At 45.5% G+C, this 15,428-nt stretch carries 13 protein-coding genes; 7 read left to right on the top strand and 6 right to left on the bottom strand.

Annotation, left to right across the window (positions count from 1 at the left end; genetic code table 11):
* Positions 1-193 precede the first annotated feature (193 nt).
* Both OCV36_RS15695 and OCV36_RS15690 read right to left on the bottom strand, forming a co-directional pair.
* Positions 194-724, bottom strand: a complete 531-nt coding sequence (locus tag OCV36_RS15695; RefSeq protein ID WP_135455816.1) for an AAA family ATPase — start codon at positions 722-724, stop codon at positions 194-196.
* Positions 725-749: 25 nt separating this feature from the next.
* The gene (locus OCV36_RS15690) at positions 750-1,391 is read right to left on the bottom strand and encodes a DUF2959 domain-containing protein (protein ID WP_135455814.1); all 642 of its coding nucleotides are present in this window, start codon (positions 1,389-1,391) and stop codon (positions 750-752) included.
* A gap of 205 nt (positions 1,392-1,596) precedes the next feature.
* Here OCV36_RS15690 and OCV36_RS15685 point away from each other — a divergent pair, with 205 nt between their 5' ends.
* The 3 genes from OCV36_RS15685 to OCV36_RS15675 are packed head-to-tail and all read left to right on the top strand — an operon-like array spanning position 1,597 to position 3,896.
* Positions 1,597-2,538: a virulence factor BrkB family protein gene (locus OCV36_RS15685; RefSeq protein ID WP_135455812.1), complete on the top strand. Its 942-nt coding sequence runs from the start codon at positions 1,597-1,599 to the stop codon at positions 2,536-2,538.
* Entirely contained in the window at positions 2,510-2,944 is a 435-nt protein-coding gene (gene dtd, locus OCV36_RS15680; protein WP_135455810.1) for a D-aminoacyl-tRNA deacylase, read from the top strand. The genes OCV36_RS15685 and dtd overlap by 29 nt, the downstream gene beginning before the upstream one ends.
* Positions 2,945-2,960: 16 nt before the next feature.
* The gene (locus OCV36_RS15675) at positions 2,961-3,896 is read left to right on the top strand and encodes a bifunctional GNAT family N-acetyltransferase/hotdog fold thioesterase (RefSeq protein WP_135455808.1); all 936 of its coding nucleotides are present in this window, start codon (positions 2,961-2,963) and stop codon (positions 3,894-3,896) included.
* A 58-nt stretch (positions 3,897-3,954) separates the two neighbouring features.
* Here OCV36_RS15675 and OCV36_RS15670 read toward each other — a convergent pair whose 3' ends face one another.
* The 4 genes from OCV36_RS15670 to hslR all read right to left on the bottom strand — a co-directional run bounded on the left by OCV36_RS15670 (position 3,955) and on the right by hslR (position 9,343).
* Entirely contained in the window at positions 3,955-5,910 is a 1,956-nt protein-coding gene (locus tag OCV36_RS15670; RefSeq protein WP_135455869.1) for an AsmA family protein, read from the bottom strand.
* A gap of 171 nt (positions 5,911-6,081) precedes the next feature.
* Positions 6,082-7,707: a phosphoenolpyruvate carboxykinase (ATP) gene (gene pckA / locus OCV36_RS15665; RefSeq protein WP_135455806.1), complete on the bottom strand. Its 1,626-nt coding sequence runs from the start codon at positions 7,705-7,707 to the stop codon at positions 6,082-6,084.
* A gap of 337 nt (positions 7,708-8,044) precedes the next feature.
* Positions 8,045-8,938 (bottom strand): Hsp33 family molecular chaperone HslO, encoded by an 894-nt coding sequence (hslO, locus tag OCV36_RS15660; protein WP_017076165.1) that lies wholly within the window; start codon positions 8,936-8,938, stop codon positions 8,045-8,047.
* Positions 8,939-8,956: 18 nt separating this feature from the next.
* Entirely contained in the window at positions 8,957-9,343 is a 387-nt protein-coding gene (gene hslR, locus OCV36_RS15655; RefSeq protein ID WP_017076164.1) for a ribosome-associated heat shock protein Hsp15, read from the bottom strand.
* A gap of 329 nt (positions 9,344-9,672) precedes the next feature.
* On the opposite strand from hslR, the gene gspC reads away from it, so the two are divergent.
* The 4 genes from gspC to gspF are packed head-to-tail and all read left to right on the top strand — an operon-like array spanning position 9,673 to position 15,344.
* Entirely contained in the window at positions 9,673-10,554 is an 882-nt protein-coding gene (gene gspC / locus OCV36_RS15650) for a type II secretion system protein GspC (RefSeq protein WP_135455805.1), read from the top strand.
* A 41-nt stretch (positions 10,555-10,595) separates the two neighbouring features.
* Positions 10,596-12,620 carry a type II secretion system secretin GspD gene (gene gspD, locus OCV36_RS15645; RefSeq protein WP_135455803.1) on the top strand — a complete coding sequence of 675 codons (2,025 nt, stop codon included), beginning with the start codon at positions 10,596-10,598 and terminating at the stop codon, positions 12,618-12,620.
* Entirely contained in the window at positions 12,620-14,122 is a 1,503-nt protein-coding gene (gspE, locus tag OCV36_RS15640) for a type II secretion system ATPase GspE (protein ID WP_135455801.1), read from the top strand. Before gspD ends, gspE begins: the two co-directional genes overlap by 1 nt.
* A 1-nt stretch (position 14,123) precedes the next feature.
* Positions 14,124-15,344, top strand: a complete 1,221-nt coding sequence (gene gspF / locus OCV36_RS15635; RefSeq protein ID WP_102553936.1) for a type II secretion system inner membrane protein GspF — start codon at positions 14,124-14,126, stop codon at positions 15,342-15,344.
* Positions 15,345-15,428: the final 84 nt, after the last annotated feature.

Genomic DNA, 15,428 nt, shown 5'->3' with positions numbered 1-15,428 from the left:
GTACCTTGTCGTCACCCTCAAGAGGAAGGGACGAAAGAGCTGTGGGTCTAATGGTTGATGCCTAAATGGCTTTTAGCGAAGGTGTTTTGCAAAAGGGTATGATGATTCGGTGTCTTAACGTTGTCTGTGTTAATGAGCCTTCCGTCATCTTCAAGAGGGATGAACGATTGAGTTGAGCTCTAGTTTTTGATATCTAGTTCTTTATCTTTAGGTGATGTATCACGAATTGAACTCGTTCTTCCACCGACATAAATGGCACCTCGACCACTTCATAACCTAGCTCTTGATAGATTCTGACTAACGCGTGGTGAATTTCTAGTGCCTCTTCAATCGGATAAGGCCTCACATCATCTTGTACGTAAATAAATGCCTCAGGGCGACAGAAGAAGGCTTGAGAGTGATAGCCTTGGCTTGCTTCTCGGTAGCTCTCATCAATCTCAAGGTTAGCTTGATTCAAGTAACCACAGATATCTGGAATAGCGCGATCGAGAAACGTAATCGAATGCTGTTTAGCTTGTTCTTTTTGCTCGATCATGACGGTTAAACACAAACGAGCAAACCCCGGCAGATCTAGCCAGGGTAAAATTCCATTTTTAAGCTGGCTTTGCTCTTCTATCAACTGGCGAGAGGATTCAGCGAAGATTGGGTAACCCGCGTTACCCAAGGCATGAATCAGTGTTGTCTTTCCGGCTCCTGGGCCGCCAGAGATGATGATAGGACTCATTGCGTGGTCATTTATCTTAGAGGGATTACTTCTGATTGAGCTGAGCGAGGAATTTATCCGACTCTGCTATCGCTGCATTCATCTGCTCTATTGCATAGGCAATGTCTTTTTCTAAGCTCATGAATTCTCCCTGCAATGAACCGACAGCACTCGCATTGAGGTTATGCTTTAGATAAAGCGTATTGTCGCGAAGGGTGTTGAGTACCGGGTCCATTTTTTTCTCGGCCCGTTTCATAGCTGAGAGCATCTTTTGGTAAGACGATTTAGTCTCACGAAGTTTTTGCTCACTTGAACGACGTAATGAGTCGCTAGTGTAGAGATCTAACTCACCCTGCCACTCTGCAAACAGCGCATCTGACACGTCTTCAATCGCAGCAATCCGATCACTGACATTTTGTGCGGCTTTCTCGCTGTCTTGGTATTTATCGTTGATTTGGTTGTACATGTCTTCAAGGTCGCCGCCACTGAAGTTCGTCAGGCTACTCAAGGCTTCAAGTGCGCTGGTAAACTCTTCCTGAGCATCCTGCTGCGACTCTTTCGCGTCTTCTACTCTGTCGACCATAATGTCGCGCTTGTGGTAACCCACTTGCTCCATGGCAGAGTAATAAGCGGACTGGCATCCAGTTAGAGAAAAAATAGAGAGGACTATAACTATTAAATAAGGCATCCTAGTTTCCTATAGTTAAATAATATCAATCGTAGTAAATAACTGCTCAACCTAGCTTGTTAAAATGCTTGATAACGGCGTTAGAATTTTTGATTGTAGAATAACTACTTATCAAAAAAGGCTGCCTTGTTCTCAAGCCTTTTTCCTACGCTATTTTTGAACATTTATTTACTGTGATTAATACAACGGAATATTAATTAGGACTATGAACGAGTTACAAGGGAGTTACAAGTTGAAGATAAAAAAGGCAGCCACAGGAAGCATCCAGTTTTCCCGCTATCTTCTTACGCGGATGACGCACGATAGAGTCAACGTGAACGCGGGCTATTTAGCGTACATTACTCTGCTTTCCATTGTGCCGATGCTGACGGTTCTGCTATCGATTTTATCGTCATTCTCAATCTTTGCTGATGTCGGTCTCGTGATTCAAAACTTTGTCATTACCAACTTTGTTCCTGCGTCAGGGGATGCAGTGCATGGTGCTTTGCTTGAGTTTGTCGCCAATACCGGGAAAATGACCGCTGTAGGCAGTGTGTTCTTATTCATTGCAGCTCTGATGCTGATCTCCAATATTGATAAGAACTTGAACTACATCTGGCGTGTAACGGAAAAGCGACGTGCGGTGTTGTCTTTCTCTATGTATTGGATGGTGCTAACGCTTGGGCCTATTTTAGTGGGCGCCAGTATTGCCGCGACCTCTTACGTGACGTCATTGAACTTGCTGCAAAACGAAGTCGTCTCGAGTGCCTTCAATACCGTGATCCGCAAGCTTCCTTTGATTCTCTCTTTCTTTGCGTTCTTCGGTTTATACCTTCTCGTTCCAAACAAAAAGATACACTTTTCTCATGCTGCTGCAGGCTCTTTGGTTGCGGCCATTCTGTTTGAATTAAGCAAGAAAGGTTTTGCGGCTTATATTACTCAGTTTCCGTCTTACCAGTTGATTTACGGTGCTTTAGCGGCGATTCCGATTCTTTTTGTTTGGGTTTATTTGTGCTGGTTAATCGTGTTAGTGGGTGCTGAAGTGACAGCCGCGCTTGGTGAGCAGGAACAGTGGAGTGACTCTCAAGAAATGGTACACTCGTCGGATAAAGACAAAATCACAGAGCAAGGAAACAACAGTGATAGCACTGATCCAGAGAGTAAGTGAAGCTGCCGTCTGTGTTGATGGCGAAGTAGTGGGTGAGATTGAGCAAGGCTTATTGGTTCTGTTAGGCGTAGAAAAAGGTGATGACGAAGCCAAAGCCAAACGCTTGATGGAACGAGTGACCACTTATCGTGTCTTTGGAGATGAAGACGATAAAATGAATCTCAATGTAAAGCAGGTAGAAGGTAAGGTATTAGTGGTTTCTCAATTCACTCTGCCAGCTGATACTAAGAAAGGCACACGAGCAGGATTTTCTCGTGGTGCTCACCCAGAAGATGCAGAGCGTCTTTACAACTATTTTTCTGACCAGTGTGAATCAGTCTTGCCAACGGAACGTGGCCGATTCGCAGCCGACATGAAAGTGTCTTTGGTTAATGATGGCCCAGTAACATTCTGGCTGCAGGTTTAGGCTTAAAGGAATAAGCATGTTTAAACTCATAACACCGACCACCGAAAATCAACTGAACAAGTATTACCATTTTCGCTGGCAGATGCTCCGTGAACCTTGGCGCATGCCGGTAGGTTCAGAGCGCGATGAATACGATGCCATGAGTCACCATCGCATGATTGTCGATGGTCGTGGTCGCCCGATGGCGATTGGTCGTCTCTATATCACCCCAGATCTAGAGGGGCAGATTCGCTATATGGCGGTGAAGAAATCTCGCCAAAGTAAAGGCATGGGCTCACTTATCTTGGTTGCGCTAGAGTCACTGGCACGTCAAGAAGGGGCGAAGCGTTTGGTGTGTAATGCACGTGAAGATGCGATCTCATTCTACGAAAAGAATCACTTTGAGCGTCGTGGTGAAATTAACGACCAACGTGGCCCTGTGCGTCACCAACAGATGGTGAAGCACCTTGATCCTATGGCTGATGTGCTGCGTAAGCCTGAATGGTGTAATGAGCTACAACAGCGCTGGGAAAATCAAATCCCGATCAGTGACAAGATGGGCATCAAGATTAACCAATACACGGGTTATCAGTTTGAGTGTAGTGCTCAGTTGAATCCCAACCTTAACCCTCATAACACCATGTTTGCTGGTTCAGCTTTCACCTTAGCGACCCTAACGGGTTGGGGAATGACTTGGCTGTTGATGAAAGAGCGTGGGCTTACTGGTGATATCGTATTGGCCGACAGTAATATTCGCTATCGTCATCCGGTTGAGCAAAACCCAGTGGCTGCGACTTCATTGGATGGAATCAGTGGTGATTTAGATCGTCTCGCGTCAGGTAGAAAGGCACGTATCATTATTCACGTGACCATTAACAGTGGTGATGTAGAAGCGGTTGAGTTTACGGGAACCTATATGCTGATCCCCGACTATAAAAAGAGATTATCAACCGAGTCAAACGTGAGTAAATAGCTTAACGCTCGTTGAACTGCGGATCAAAAACTGCAAATGAAACGGTTGATTGAAAGCGCTACTCCTGTGGAGTGGCGCTTTTTTGTTGGCAGTCATTAATCTCCGAATACTTCGCTTGGTTGAGCTTTCCTGAGATTTGATGGCATTGGTCAGTTAAGGTGATAGAAAGCGTGTGCTTGGTCGTTTCTAGCAAATCGAGTTCTCCTGAAACCTCGCCATTTAACGTTTGAACTCTTTGTGAACCTTGCTCTTCTGCAGATGCACCAATAATGTGCATTGGCTTAAGAGTGAAACGGCCACGGTCGAAATCTGCATTCAATTCCGGAACTTCAAATACGTTATTGCTTGATGTGTTGGAGAGCTTATCGTTAAAGGTCATTACGCCTTGACGAACGCTACCAGTGAGTTGCCCCGTGGTTGAGTAACCGAGCATCAGTGAATCGCCATATAAGCCAGCGGCTTGAAGCTCGAACTCTCCATAACCTGTTGCATCGAGTGGTAACTCTAATGGCTGCAATATTAGTGATATCGGCAACCCATCGGCAGAGATGTCTAAGCTCCATGGTTTGCTTATTTTGTTAAAATCGAGCGTTGCATTTGCTTCAATATAGCCATGCTTCAGTGGCGCAAACAGGCGTGTTAGTGTCCATTTCCCCTGATCGCTGTTCATTTCAATAACAGGTTGAGCGCTGAGGATGCTTTGATAGCTTGCATCGTTAGCACTGGCCATCAACTTACCTTGCCACAAACCTAGCTTTCTATCTTGAAGCAGATGAACTTGATGCCCCTCGACATGCAGTCCTGAGACCTGCCAGTAAGGCTTCTCTGCGAGTTGAATGAGTTGGCTGCGTTCTACGTTAAGTTGTTTGATAGAGACCTGTTGTAGCTGTTTAAGCCAAGGAGTGAGACGCATCGCGGGTAAATTATTATCTTGGTTCTCTGTTATCCATTTTATGCCGCGAACATCGAGTTGTGCTAATTCAATGGAGCTCGGGGTAATCTCTCCGTTCAGCTGAATACTGCCTTGCAGGAATTGAGTATAAAAATCTTCAATCAGAATCTGGTTTGGTTGGAGGCTTAACTTAACGCTTGGGTCGATGAAGCTATCATCGTCCAAAATGACGCCCTCAGCTTGTAGGGAGAGCGTCGCTTGTTGTTGCTCCCACCATCTAAAAGGCAGTTGGATATTTTCGAGTGACGCATCAAAAGCAGCTAAGTGGCCATCTTGCCATTGCACATCGCTGCGTAGAATGTCTAGGCTGTTGATGTGGTTGACCTGAATACCTGCGACATCCCATTCTTTGCTCAATAGGGTCTTGGTTTGTCTTTCGTTTAATCGTAAGCCATCGACCGTGACATTCACCAGCGACCAATCACTCTGGTATTGCTCTGCTTGCCCGGAAATTTTCGCTCCACGCCAGTCGAATGAAGCGCCATACAGAGTGCTATCACTGGGTTTTAGGTCTAGATCAATCAGAAGGTTATCGAATGCTTCACCTTGCCAGTAAAGTTGCGTGGCGGTGAGTTGAGTTTTTCCATAAGGCAGCAGTGAATTGCTGTCACCCCAAGTGGGTTCTGAAATCTGGAGATCGATACCACGCACATTAAAGTCCTGTGTCGAAAAATCTAGGTTATTAATGGCTAGCTGGTGGAGCTGAATGTTTGGTTGTATAAGTAGTGATGCGAGTGTGCCGAGATCATTCGTTTCCAATTGAAGGCCGCTGAGCAGCACAGAATCCAAAACGAGTTTGGCTTGAGTGACAGAGTGAGGGCTGAACCAAATATCGATCTTATCGATATAAAGAGGAGTTTGTTGTTCTGGCTGACTTTGGGTAACGCCCATTAAAGTGATGTGGTAAGGCACCTGATACTCAATATCTTCAATGAGCACAGGTTGTTCAATCGTATGCTTGATAAAGAAGTTAGCAACATCAGCTCGGTATTGAGTTTGTAAGCTTAATAGCAGCGTTGCGATAAGTGCAACGATGATGGAAAGCACAATGCCAAGCACCATGAGTACCTTTTTCATTCCTTGAAAGCCTTAAATTTCACTAGTGTTAAAACAGAGTGGAACAAAAATGGGTAAGCATCAACAAAAAAGCCCCTCAAAAGAGGGGCTTGCTACAAAAATATCATTTTGAAACAGGGTCTTCGCATTTCGCTCAACCCCGAGCAGATGGTGAAACTAGTCTAGTTGTGGGCCTGCAGCAACCAGTGACTTACCTTCAGCGTTATCTGTGTACTTATCAAAGTTGTTGATGAAGCGTTCTGCTAGATCTTTCGCTTTGCTTTCCCATTGTAGTGGGTCAGTGTACGTATCACGTGGGTCTAGAATCGCAGGATCTACATCGTGCAACGCTAGCGGTACTTCTAGGTTAAACATAGGAATAACCTTAGTCTCCGCTTGGTCGATTGAGCCATCTAGGATAGCGTCAATGATGCCGCGAGTATCTTGAATCGAGATACGTTTGCCTGTGCCATTCCAACCCGTGTTCACAAGGTAAGCTTCTGCACCAGCCGCTTCCATACGCTTCACAAGCACTTCAGCGTACTGAGTTGGGTGAAGGGTTAAGAATGCAGCACCGAACGCAGCAGAGAACGTTGGAGTTGGCTCAGTGATACCACGCTCTGTACCTGCTAACTTAGCGGTAAAGCCAGATAGGAAGTGGTACTTAGTTTGCTCTGGTGTCAGTTTAGATACTGGTGGTAGAACACCAAATGCATCTGCGGTCAGGAAGATAACTTTTTGAGCGTGACCGGCTTTTGAAACTGGCTTAACAATGTTGTCGATGTGGTGAATTGGGTAAGAAACACGAGTGTTTTCTGTTTTTGAACCGTCATCAAAATCGATAGAGCCATCACCACGAACCGTTACGTTTTCTAGCAGTGCATCGCGACGGATTGCATTGTGAATTTCTGGTTCTGCTTCTTTCGACAGGCGGATCGTTTTCGCGTAGCAACCACCTTCAAAGTTGAAGATACCATCGTCATCCCAGCCGTGCTCATCATCACCAATTAACTCACGTTTAGGATCGGTTGATAGCGTTGTTTTACCTGTGCCGGATAAGCCGAAGAAAATGGCTACATCGTCTTTCTCGCCCACGTTTGCACTGCAGTGCATTGAAGCGATACCTTGCAGAGGCAATAGGTAGTTCATCATTGCGAACATACCTTTTTTCATCTCACCGCCGTACCAAGTACCGCCAATGATTTGAACGCGTTCAGTTAGGTTGAAAGCAACGAAATTCTCAGAGTTTAGACCTTGTTTTTCCCAGTTAGGGTTGCTTGTTTTAGCACCGTTCATAACGACGAAGTCAGGTTCGAACGTTGCTAGCTCTTCGTCGGTTGGACGAATGAACATGTTCTTAACGAAGTGCGCTTGCCACGCTACTTCCGTGATAATACGTACACTTAAGCGCGTATCTGGGTTAGCACCACAGTAACCGTCAATGACAAACAGGCGCTTGCCAGATAGCTGAGTTGTTACAAGCTCTTTTAGCTCATTCCATACTTCAGTTGTAATCGGTTTGTTGTCATTTTTGCCTTGATCTGACCACCACATGGTATCGCGTGTTGTGTCATCTTTAACAATGTACTTATCTTTTGGTGAGCGGCCAGTAAAGATACCAGTGTCAACCGCAACAGCGCCTAGTTCCGTTACTACGCCTTTCTCGTAGCCTTCTAGACCTGGCAGTGTTTCTTCAACGAATAACTGTTCGTAGCTAGGATTACGAAGAACTTCGGTAACGCCAGTCAGTCCGTGCTTAGTTAGATCAATTTGTGCAGCCTTAGTATGTTCCATAACGGTCATAGGTGCTCCTTGTAGGATATTTTGTAGGGATTTTGTATTAATTTTTTATTGTTATCTGCTCACCATGCTAGCAACGAGACTCGGGGGAAACAGGGATATAGCTCAAAAAATATCCATATCAACCTTGGGGTTTTAAGCGTCTCGTCACATATTGGCCTAACTAGTCTATCCTGTACGCAAACCTTTGCGCTAGAGGCGAGAACATTATTAATTGATTAAAATTAAGCGGTGATTTTATTACGAGATGTTACGGAGTTTGCGCTGTTTTGATCACAAAAAAGGCCAGCTGAGTGCTGACCTTTTTGGGGTAAATTACGTGTTTTTGGTACGCTGTAAATTAATGAACCGTATTGTCGCCTTTATCTGCTGCTTCTGCGTACAGTGCATCCACATCGTTCTTGTCGAACGAGTAGTTTGTGCCACAGTAATCACAGTGTAGAGCAACGCTACCTTCGGTGCTGATGATGTCGTAAATCTCTTCTTGAGCAACCGTAATGATAGCGGCGCCACTGCGTTGACGAGAACAGCCACAGAAGAACTCAACAGGCTGTGGTGTAAACAGCTGCACTTTCTCTTGGTTGTACAAACGGTACAGCAACTCATTCGCTTCTAGAGAGAACAACTCTTCGTTCTTAACCGTATCGGTTAACTGTTCTAGATGTTCGAAGTCATCAGGTGTCCCGGTACCATCAGGCATAACCTGTAAAAGCATACCCGCTGCGTGAGCTTTACCTTCATGTTCACCCGTGCGCAGCCATAGACGAGTCTTAAGCTGTTCTGAGTTAGCAAAGTAACCTTCAAGAACGTCAGCGAGAGTTTCGCCCTCAAGACCAACGATACCTTGGTAACGCTCACCTTTCTTAGGATCAATGGTGATAACCAAGTGGCCTTTACCAACAAGATCGTGCAGGCCTGCGTCATCAGCGATATCACCTTCAAAGCGAGCAACGCCACGGATTTTTTGGTCGTGGTCGCCATTGATAACGGCTAGAGATACAGGGCCATCACCTTGCAGTTGCATGGTGATAGAGCCTTCAAATTTTAGGGTCGCCGTTAAAAGCGTCGTAGAAACCAATAGCTCACCCAGCAGTTTCTGTACTGGTGCTGGGTATTCCTTGCTAGAAATAATCTGTTGGTACGCTTCGTCCATTTGTACCAATTCACCACGTACTGATAGGTCTTCAAATAGGTAGCGATTTAAAACATTACTTGTAGACATTGGGTCTGCCATTTGGCTATTCCTTCTAGCTTATTGAGTCTTGAACTTGATGATGTCACGACGTTGCTTTTTATCTGGGCGACGTTCTGGTGCTGGGCTATGAGCATTAAGCTTGCGCTGTTGTGCAAACTCTTCTCTTTTTGCCAAGCTTTCAGTGGTTTCTTCATAGAGTGTTTGAGCGATCGGAGCTCCGCCACGATGGGCCGAGATTTTCTCGATAGTCACCGTTTTTTCTTCATTACCTTGGCGCAGCGTAATGACGGCTCCAAGTTCGACAACTTTACTTGGTTTGCTGCGCTGACCATTATAGTGGACTTTGCCACCATCGACCATGTTGCGAGCAATAGACCGAGTTTTGTAAAAACGAGCGGCCCACAACCATTTATCGAGTCTGACAGCTTCATTAGCATTTTTCATATAGGGCAGTGCCTTTTAAGTGAGAAATGAATGCGGTTTAACTGTAATGAACAGCGCGCAACATGTTTTTGATGATGCTTATCACATTAAGTAGAAGCTTAAAGTGGAGGCGGTTGGCATTTTTTTCAAGTCATATTACAAAATAGCCATGTAATGCCGATTTATAGATTTGCTATGATATAGTTCGGGATCTTATGCTTAAATAAGCTTGGTATCGCACGAATGAATAAAAAAGCTGAAAGTTTAATGATTTGCAGCGTTTGTCGTCATGAAAAGGGACAAGGGAAGTGAACTTTTTAGAGCTCAAAAGTCGCATAGGACATTATCCTATGTTGAGCCGCTTATTAGAGAATGGATTTGTACTTCAGCAAAAACTAAGCCTAGTTACTTGTTGCGTGTTGATTGCAGCTTCCGCATGGATTTTAGGACAGCTCGCATGGTTTGTTGAACCTGCCGAGCAAACCGTCGTGCCTTGGAAAGCAACAGCTTCATCGTCTTCCTCTCCTCAGTCTACCCTCGATACCTCTTCTTTGCAGCAGAGCAATATGTTTGGCGCCTATAACCCAACCACGGCTCCTGTTGTTGAACAACAAGTTATCCAAGATGCGCCTAAGACGCGATTGAATCTGGTTTTGGTGGGCGCGGTAGCGAGTTCTAACCCAAAACTGAGCTTGGCTGTGATTGCTAATCGCGGCACACAAGCGACTTACGGGATCAACGAAGAAATAGAAGGCACGCGTGCCAAGCTAAAAGCGGTGCTTGTGGATCGCGTGATCATTGATAACTCAGGGCGAGATGAAACACTGATGCTTGAGGGGATTGAGTACAAGCGTTTAGCTGTCTCAGCGCCTGCGCCTCCTCGCGCCTCCTCTTCGGTACGTGGCAACAACCCAGCTTCTGCAGAAGAGAAGCTTGATGAAATTAAAGCGAAGATAATGAAAGATCCGCAACAAATCTTCCAATATGTTCGACTGTCTCAGGTGAAGCGTGACGATAAAGTTATTGGTTATCGTGTGAGCCCTGGCAAAGATTCAGAACTTTTTAACTCTGTTGGGCTCCAAAACGGAGATATTGCTACTCAATTAAATGGGCAAGACCTGACAGACCCAGCCGCAATGGGCAACATATTCCGTTCCATTTCAGAGCTGACAGAGCTAAATCTCGTCGTCGAGAGAGATGGACAACAACATGAAGTGTTTATTGAATTTTAAAACTTTGCGTCCAACGAAGGACGAAAGTGTAGGAGAAATACGTGAAGCATTGGTTTAAGAAAAGTGCATGGTTACTGGCAGGAAGCTTAATCTGCACACCCGCAGCCATCGCGAGTGATTTTAGTGCCAGCTTTAAAGGCACTGATATTCAAGAGTTTATTAATATTGTTGGTCGTAACTTAGAGAAGACGATCATCGTTGACCCTTCGGTGCGCGGAAAAATCGATGTACGCAGCTACGATGTGCTCAATGAAGAGCAATATTACAGCTTCTTCCTAAATGTATTGGAAGTGTATGGCTACGCGGTTGTCGAAATGGACTCGGGTGTTCTTAAGATCATCAAGGCTAAAGATTCTAAAACATCGGCAATTCCAGTCGTTGGAGACAGTGACACGATCAAAGGCGACAATGTTGTCACACGTGTCGTGACGGTTCGCAATGTTTCAGTACGTGAACTTTCTCCTTTGCTTCGCCAACTGAATGACAATGCAGGCGCGGGTAATGTTGTGCATTACGATCCTGCGAATATCATTCTGATTACTGGCCGTGCTGCGGTAGTAAATCGCTTAGCGGAAATCATCAAGCGTGTTGACCAAGCGGGTGATAAAGAGATTGAAGTCGTTGAACTAAAGAATGCTTCTGCGGCAGAAATGGTGCGTATTGTCGATGCATTAAGTAAAACCACTGATGCTAAAAATACACCTGCCTTCCTACAACCTAAATTAGTTGCTGATGAGCGTACCAATGCGATTCTTATCTCAGGCGACCCTAAAGTACGTAGCCGTTTAAGAAGGCTGATTGAACAGCTTGATGTTGAAATGGCGACCAAAGGCAACAACCAAGTTATTTACCTTAAATACGCAAAAGCAGAAGACTTAGTCGATGTGCTGAAAGGCGTGTCGGACAACCTGCAATCAGAGAAGCAAACATCAACTAAAGGTAGCTCATCTCAACGCAACCAAGTGATGATCTCGGCTCACAGTGATACCAACTCGTTGGTGATTACCGCACAACCGGACATCATGAATGCGCTGCAAGACGTGATCGCACAGCTGGATATTCGTCGTGCTCAAGTCTTGATTGAAGCCCTGATTGTCGAGATGGCAGAAGGTGACGGCGTTAACCTTGGTGTGCAATGGGGTAACCTTGAAACGGGTGCAATGATTCAGTACAGCAATACTGGCGCTTCCATTGGTGGTGTGATGGTTGGCCTAGAAGAAGCCAAAGACAGTGAAACAACGACCGCCGTTTATGATTCAGACGGTAAATTCTTGCGTAATGAAACCACCACTGAAGAAGGTGATTATTCAACTTTAGCCTCTGCTCTTTCTGGCGTGAATGGCGCAGCCATGAGCGTGGTGATGGGTGATTGGACAGCGCTAATCAGTGCGGTAGCCACCGATTCAAACTCAAACATCTTATCTTCTCCAAGTATTACCGTGATGGATAACGGCGAAGCTTCATTCATTGTGGGTGAAGAAGTGCCAGTTCTAACCGGTTCTACTGCGGGTTCAAGCAACGACAATCCATTCCAAACTGTCGAACGTAAAGAAGTGGGTATCAAACTTAAGGTTGTGCCACAAATCAATGAAGGTGACTCGGTTCAACTACAAATAGAACAAGAAGTCTCTAACGTATTAGGTGCCAACGGTGCGGTGGATGTTCGCTTTGCTAAGCGTCAACTGAATACATCGGTGATTGTTCAAGACGGTCAAATGCTAGTGCTGGGTGGTTTGATTGATGAACGTGCACTGGAGAGTGAATCTAAGGTTCCATTCTTAGGTGATATTCCGGTTTTAGGGCACCTGTTTAAATCAACCAGTACTCAAGTTGAGAAAAAGAATCTAATGGTATTCATCAAGCCAACCATCATTCGTGATGGTATGACGGCGGATGGTATCACTCAGCGTAAATACAACTTCATCCGAGCTGAGCAATTGTACAAGGCTGAACAAGGCCTGAAACTGATGGCTGACGATAACATTCCTGTATTGCCTAAATTTGGTGCTGATATGAATCATCCGGCTGAAATCCAAGCCTTCATCGACCAAATGGAAACAGAATAATGGCTGAATTGGTAGGGGCGGCACGTACTTTTCAGCGCTTGCCGTTTAGCTTTGCGAACCGCTACAAGATGGTGTTGGAATATCAGCACCCAGAACGAGCGCCAGTACTTTACTATGTCGATCCGTTGAAATCGGCGGCGATCATTGAAGTAAGCCGCGTGGTCAAAAATGGTTTCACGCCACAAGCGATTACTCTCGATGAGTTTGATAAAAAACTGACCGATGCTTATCAGCGTGATTCGTCTGAAGCGCGTCAGTTAATGGAAGACATCGGTGCAGACAGTGATGATTTCTTCTCATTGGCAGAAGAACTGCCCCAAGATGAAGATCTACTCGAATCGGAAGACGATGCCCCGATCATCAAGTTAATCAATGCGATGTTGGGAGAGGCGATCAAAGAGGGTGCTTCGGATATACATATCGAAACCTTTGAAAAGTCACTCTGTATCCGTTTCCGAGTTGATGGTGTACTGCGTGATGTTCTAGCGCCAAGCCGTAAATTGGCTCCGCTGTTGGTTTCTCGTGTAAAGGTTATGGCTAAATTGGATATCGCGGAAAAACGCGTGCCACAAGATGGCCGTATTTCTTTGCGTATTGGTGGCCGAGCGGTTGATGTTCGTGTTTCAACCATGCCTTCTTCGCATGGTGAGCGTGTCGTAATGCGTCTGTTGGACAAAAACGCGACTCGTCTAGACTTGCACAGTTTAGGTATGACAGCAGAGAACCACGAAAACTTCCGTAAGCTGATTCAGCGCCCACACGGCATTATCCTGGTTACCGGCCCTACGGGTTCTGGTAAATCCACGACCTTGTATGCTGGCCTGCAAGAACTCAACAGTAACGAACGCAACATCCTGACGGTTGAAGATCCAATTGAATTCGATATCGATGGTATTGGCCAAACACAAGTGAACCCTAAGGTTGATATGACCTTTGCGCGTGGCTTGCGTGCCATTCTTCGCCAAGATCCTGATGTCGTTATGATTGGTGAGATCCGAGATTTGGAAACCGCAGAGATTGCGGTACAAGCCTCTTTGACCGGCCACTTAGTTATGTCGACCCTTCACACCAATACTGCAATCGGCGCGATCACGCGTTTGCGCGATATGGGTATTGAACCTTTCTTGATCTCTTCTTCATTGTTGGGTGTTTTGGCTCAGCGCTTGGTTCGTACTCTGTGTAACGGTTGTAAAGAACCTTATGAAGCAGACAAAGAGCAGAAAAAGCTGTTCGGGTTGAAGAAAAAAGAAAGTCTGACGCTTTACCAGGCTAAAGGTTGTGAGGAGTGTGGCCATAAGGGATACAGAGGCCGTACCGGTATTCATGAGCTGCTGATGATTGATGATTCAGTACAAGAACTGATTCATAGCGAATCGGGTGAACAGGCTATTGAGAAGGCCATTCGTAGTACAACCCCAAGTATTCGAGATGATGGCTTAAGCAAAGTTCTGAAAGGGATAACATCCCTAGAAGAAGTGATGCGTGTGACCAAGGAAGTCTAGTATGGCGGCATTTGAATACAAAGCGCTGGATGCTAAAGGTAAGAGCAAAAAGGGTTCTATCGAAGCGGATAACGCTCGTCAGGCCCGCCAACGCTTAAAAGAACAAGGCTTAATGCCGGTTGAGATGACCGAAGCGAAGGCGAAGCATGCGAAAGGCACTCAAGCCTCGACCAGTTTTAAGCGTGGAATCAGCACCCCTGATCTTGCTTTGATTACTCGTCAAATATCAACGCTTGTTCAATCTGGTATGCCGTTGGAAGAATGCTTGAAAGCGGTGGCTGAACAATCCGAAAAGCCACGTATTCGCACCATGTTATTGGCAGTACGTTCTAAGGTTACTGAAGGTTACTCGTTAGCCGACAGCTTGTCTGATTTTCCACATATCTTCGATGAGTTGTTCAGAGCGATGGTGGCTGCAGGTGAGAAATCAGGGCACTTAGATGCGGTATTGGAGCGCTTAGCGGACTACGCCGAAAATCGTCAAAAGATGCGCTCTAAGTTACTGCAAGCGATGATCTACCCAATCGTGCTGGTGGTGTTTGCAGTAACGATAGTCTCTTTCCTATTAGCAACGGTTGTACCTAAGATCGTTGAGCCGATTATTCAGATGGGCCAAGAACTTCCTCAATCGACACAATTTTTATTAGCATCGAGTGAATTTATCCAGAATTGGGGCATCCAATTACTGTTGTTGACTATTGGTGTGATTGTTCTGGTTAAGACTGCGCTGAAAAAACCGGGCGTTCGTATGAGTTGGGATCGCAAATTATTGAGTATTCCGCTGATCGGTAAGATAGCCAAAGGAATTAATACCTCTCGTTTTGCTCGAACATTATCGATCTGTACCTCAAGCGCGATTCCAATCCTTGAGGGGATGAAGGTCGCGGTTGATGTCATGTCGAACCATCATGTGAAACAACAAGTACTGCAGGCATCAGATAGTGTTAGAGAAGGGGCGAGCCTGCGCAAAGCGCTCGATCAAACCAAGCTTTTCCCGCCGATGATGCTGCATATGATCGCCAGTGGTGAGCAGAGTGGCCAGTTGGAGCAGATGCTGACAAGAGCGGCTGATAACCAAGACCAAAGTTTTGAGTCGACCGTTAACATCGCCTTAGGCATTTTTACCCCAGCCCTTATCGCTTTGATGGCAGGCTTAGTGCTGTTCATTGTGATGGCGACGCTGATGCCGATGCTTGAAATGAATAATTTGATGAGCGGTTAATCAGTCGCTCATAGGACGTTAGTTTTTGGATTATCGAGACGAAGGACATCATTACCTTCAACTCGTTGTCTGTAATTTGGAGAA

Origin of the sequence: Vibrio echinoideorum, from assembly GCF_024347455.1 — a bacterium.
In the GTDB taxonomy this organism is placed as follows: Bacteria; Pseudomonadota; Gammaproteobacteria; order Enterobacterales; family Vibrionaceae; genus Vibrio; species Vibrio echinoideorum.
The sequence above is the reverse complement of the archived record's forward strand: the minus strand, read 5'-3'. Positions and strand labels throughout refer to the sequence as shown.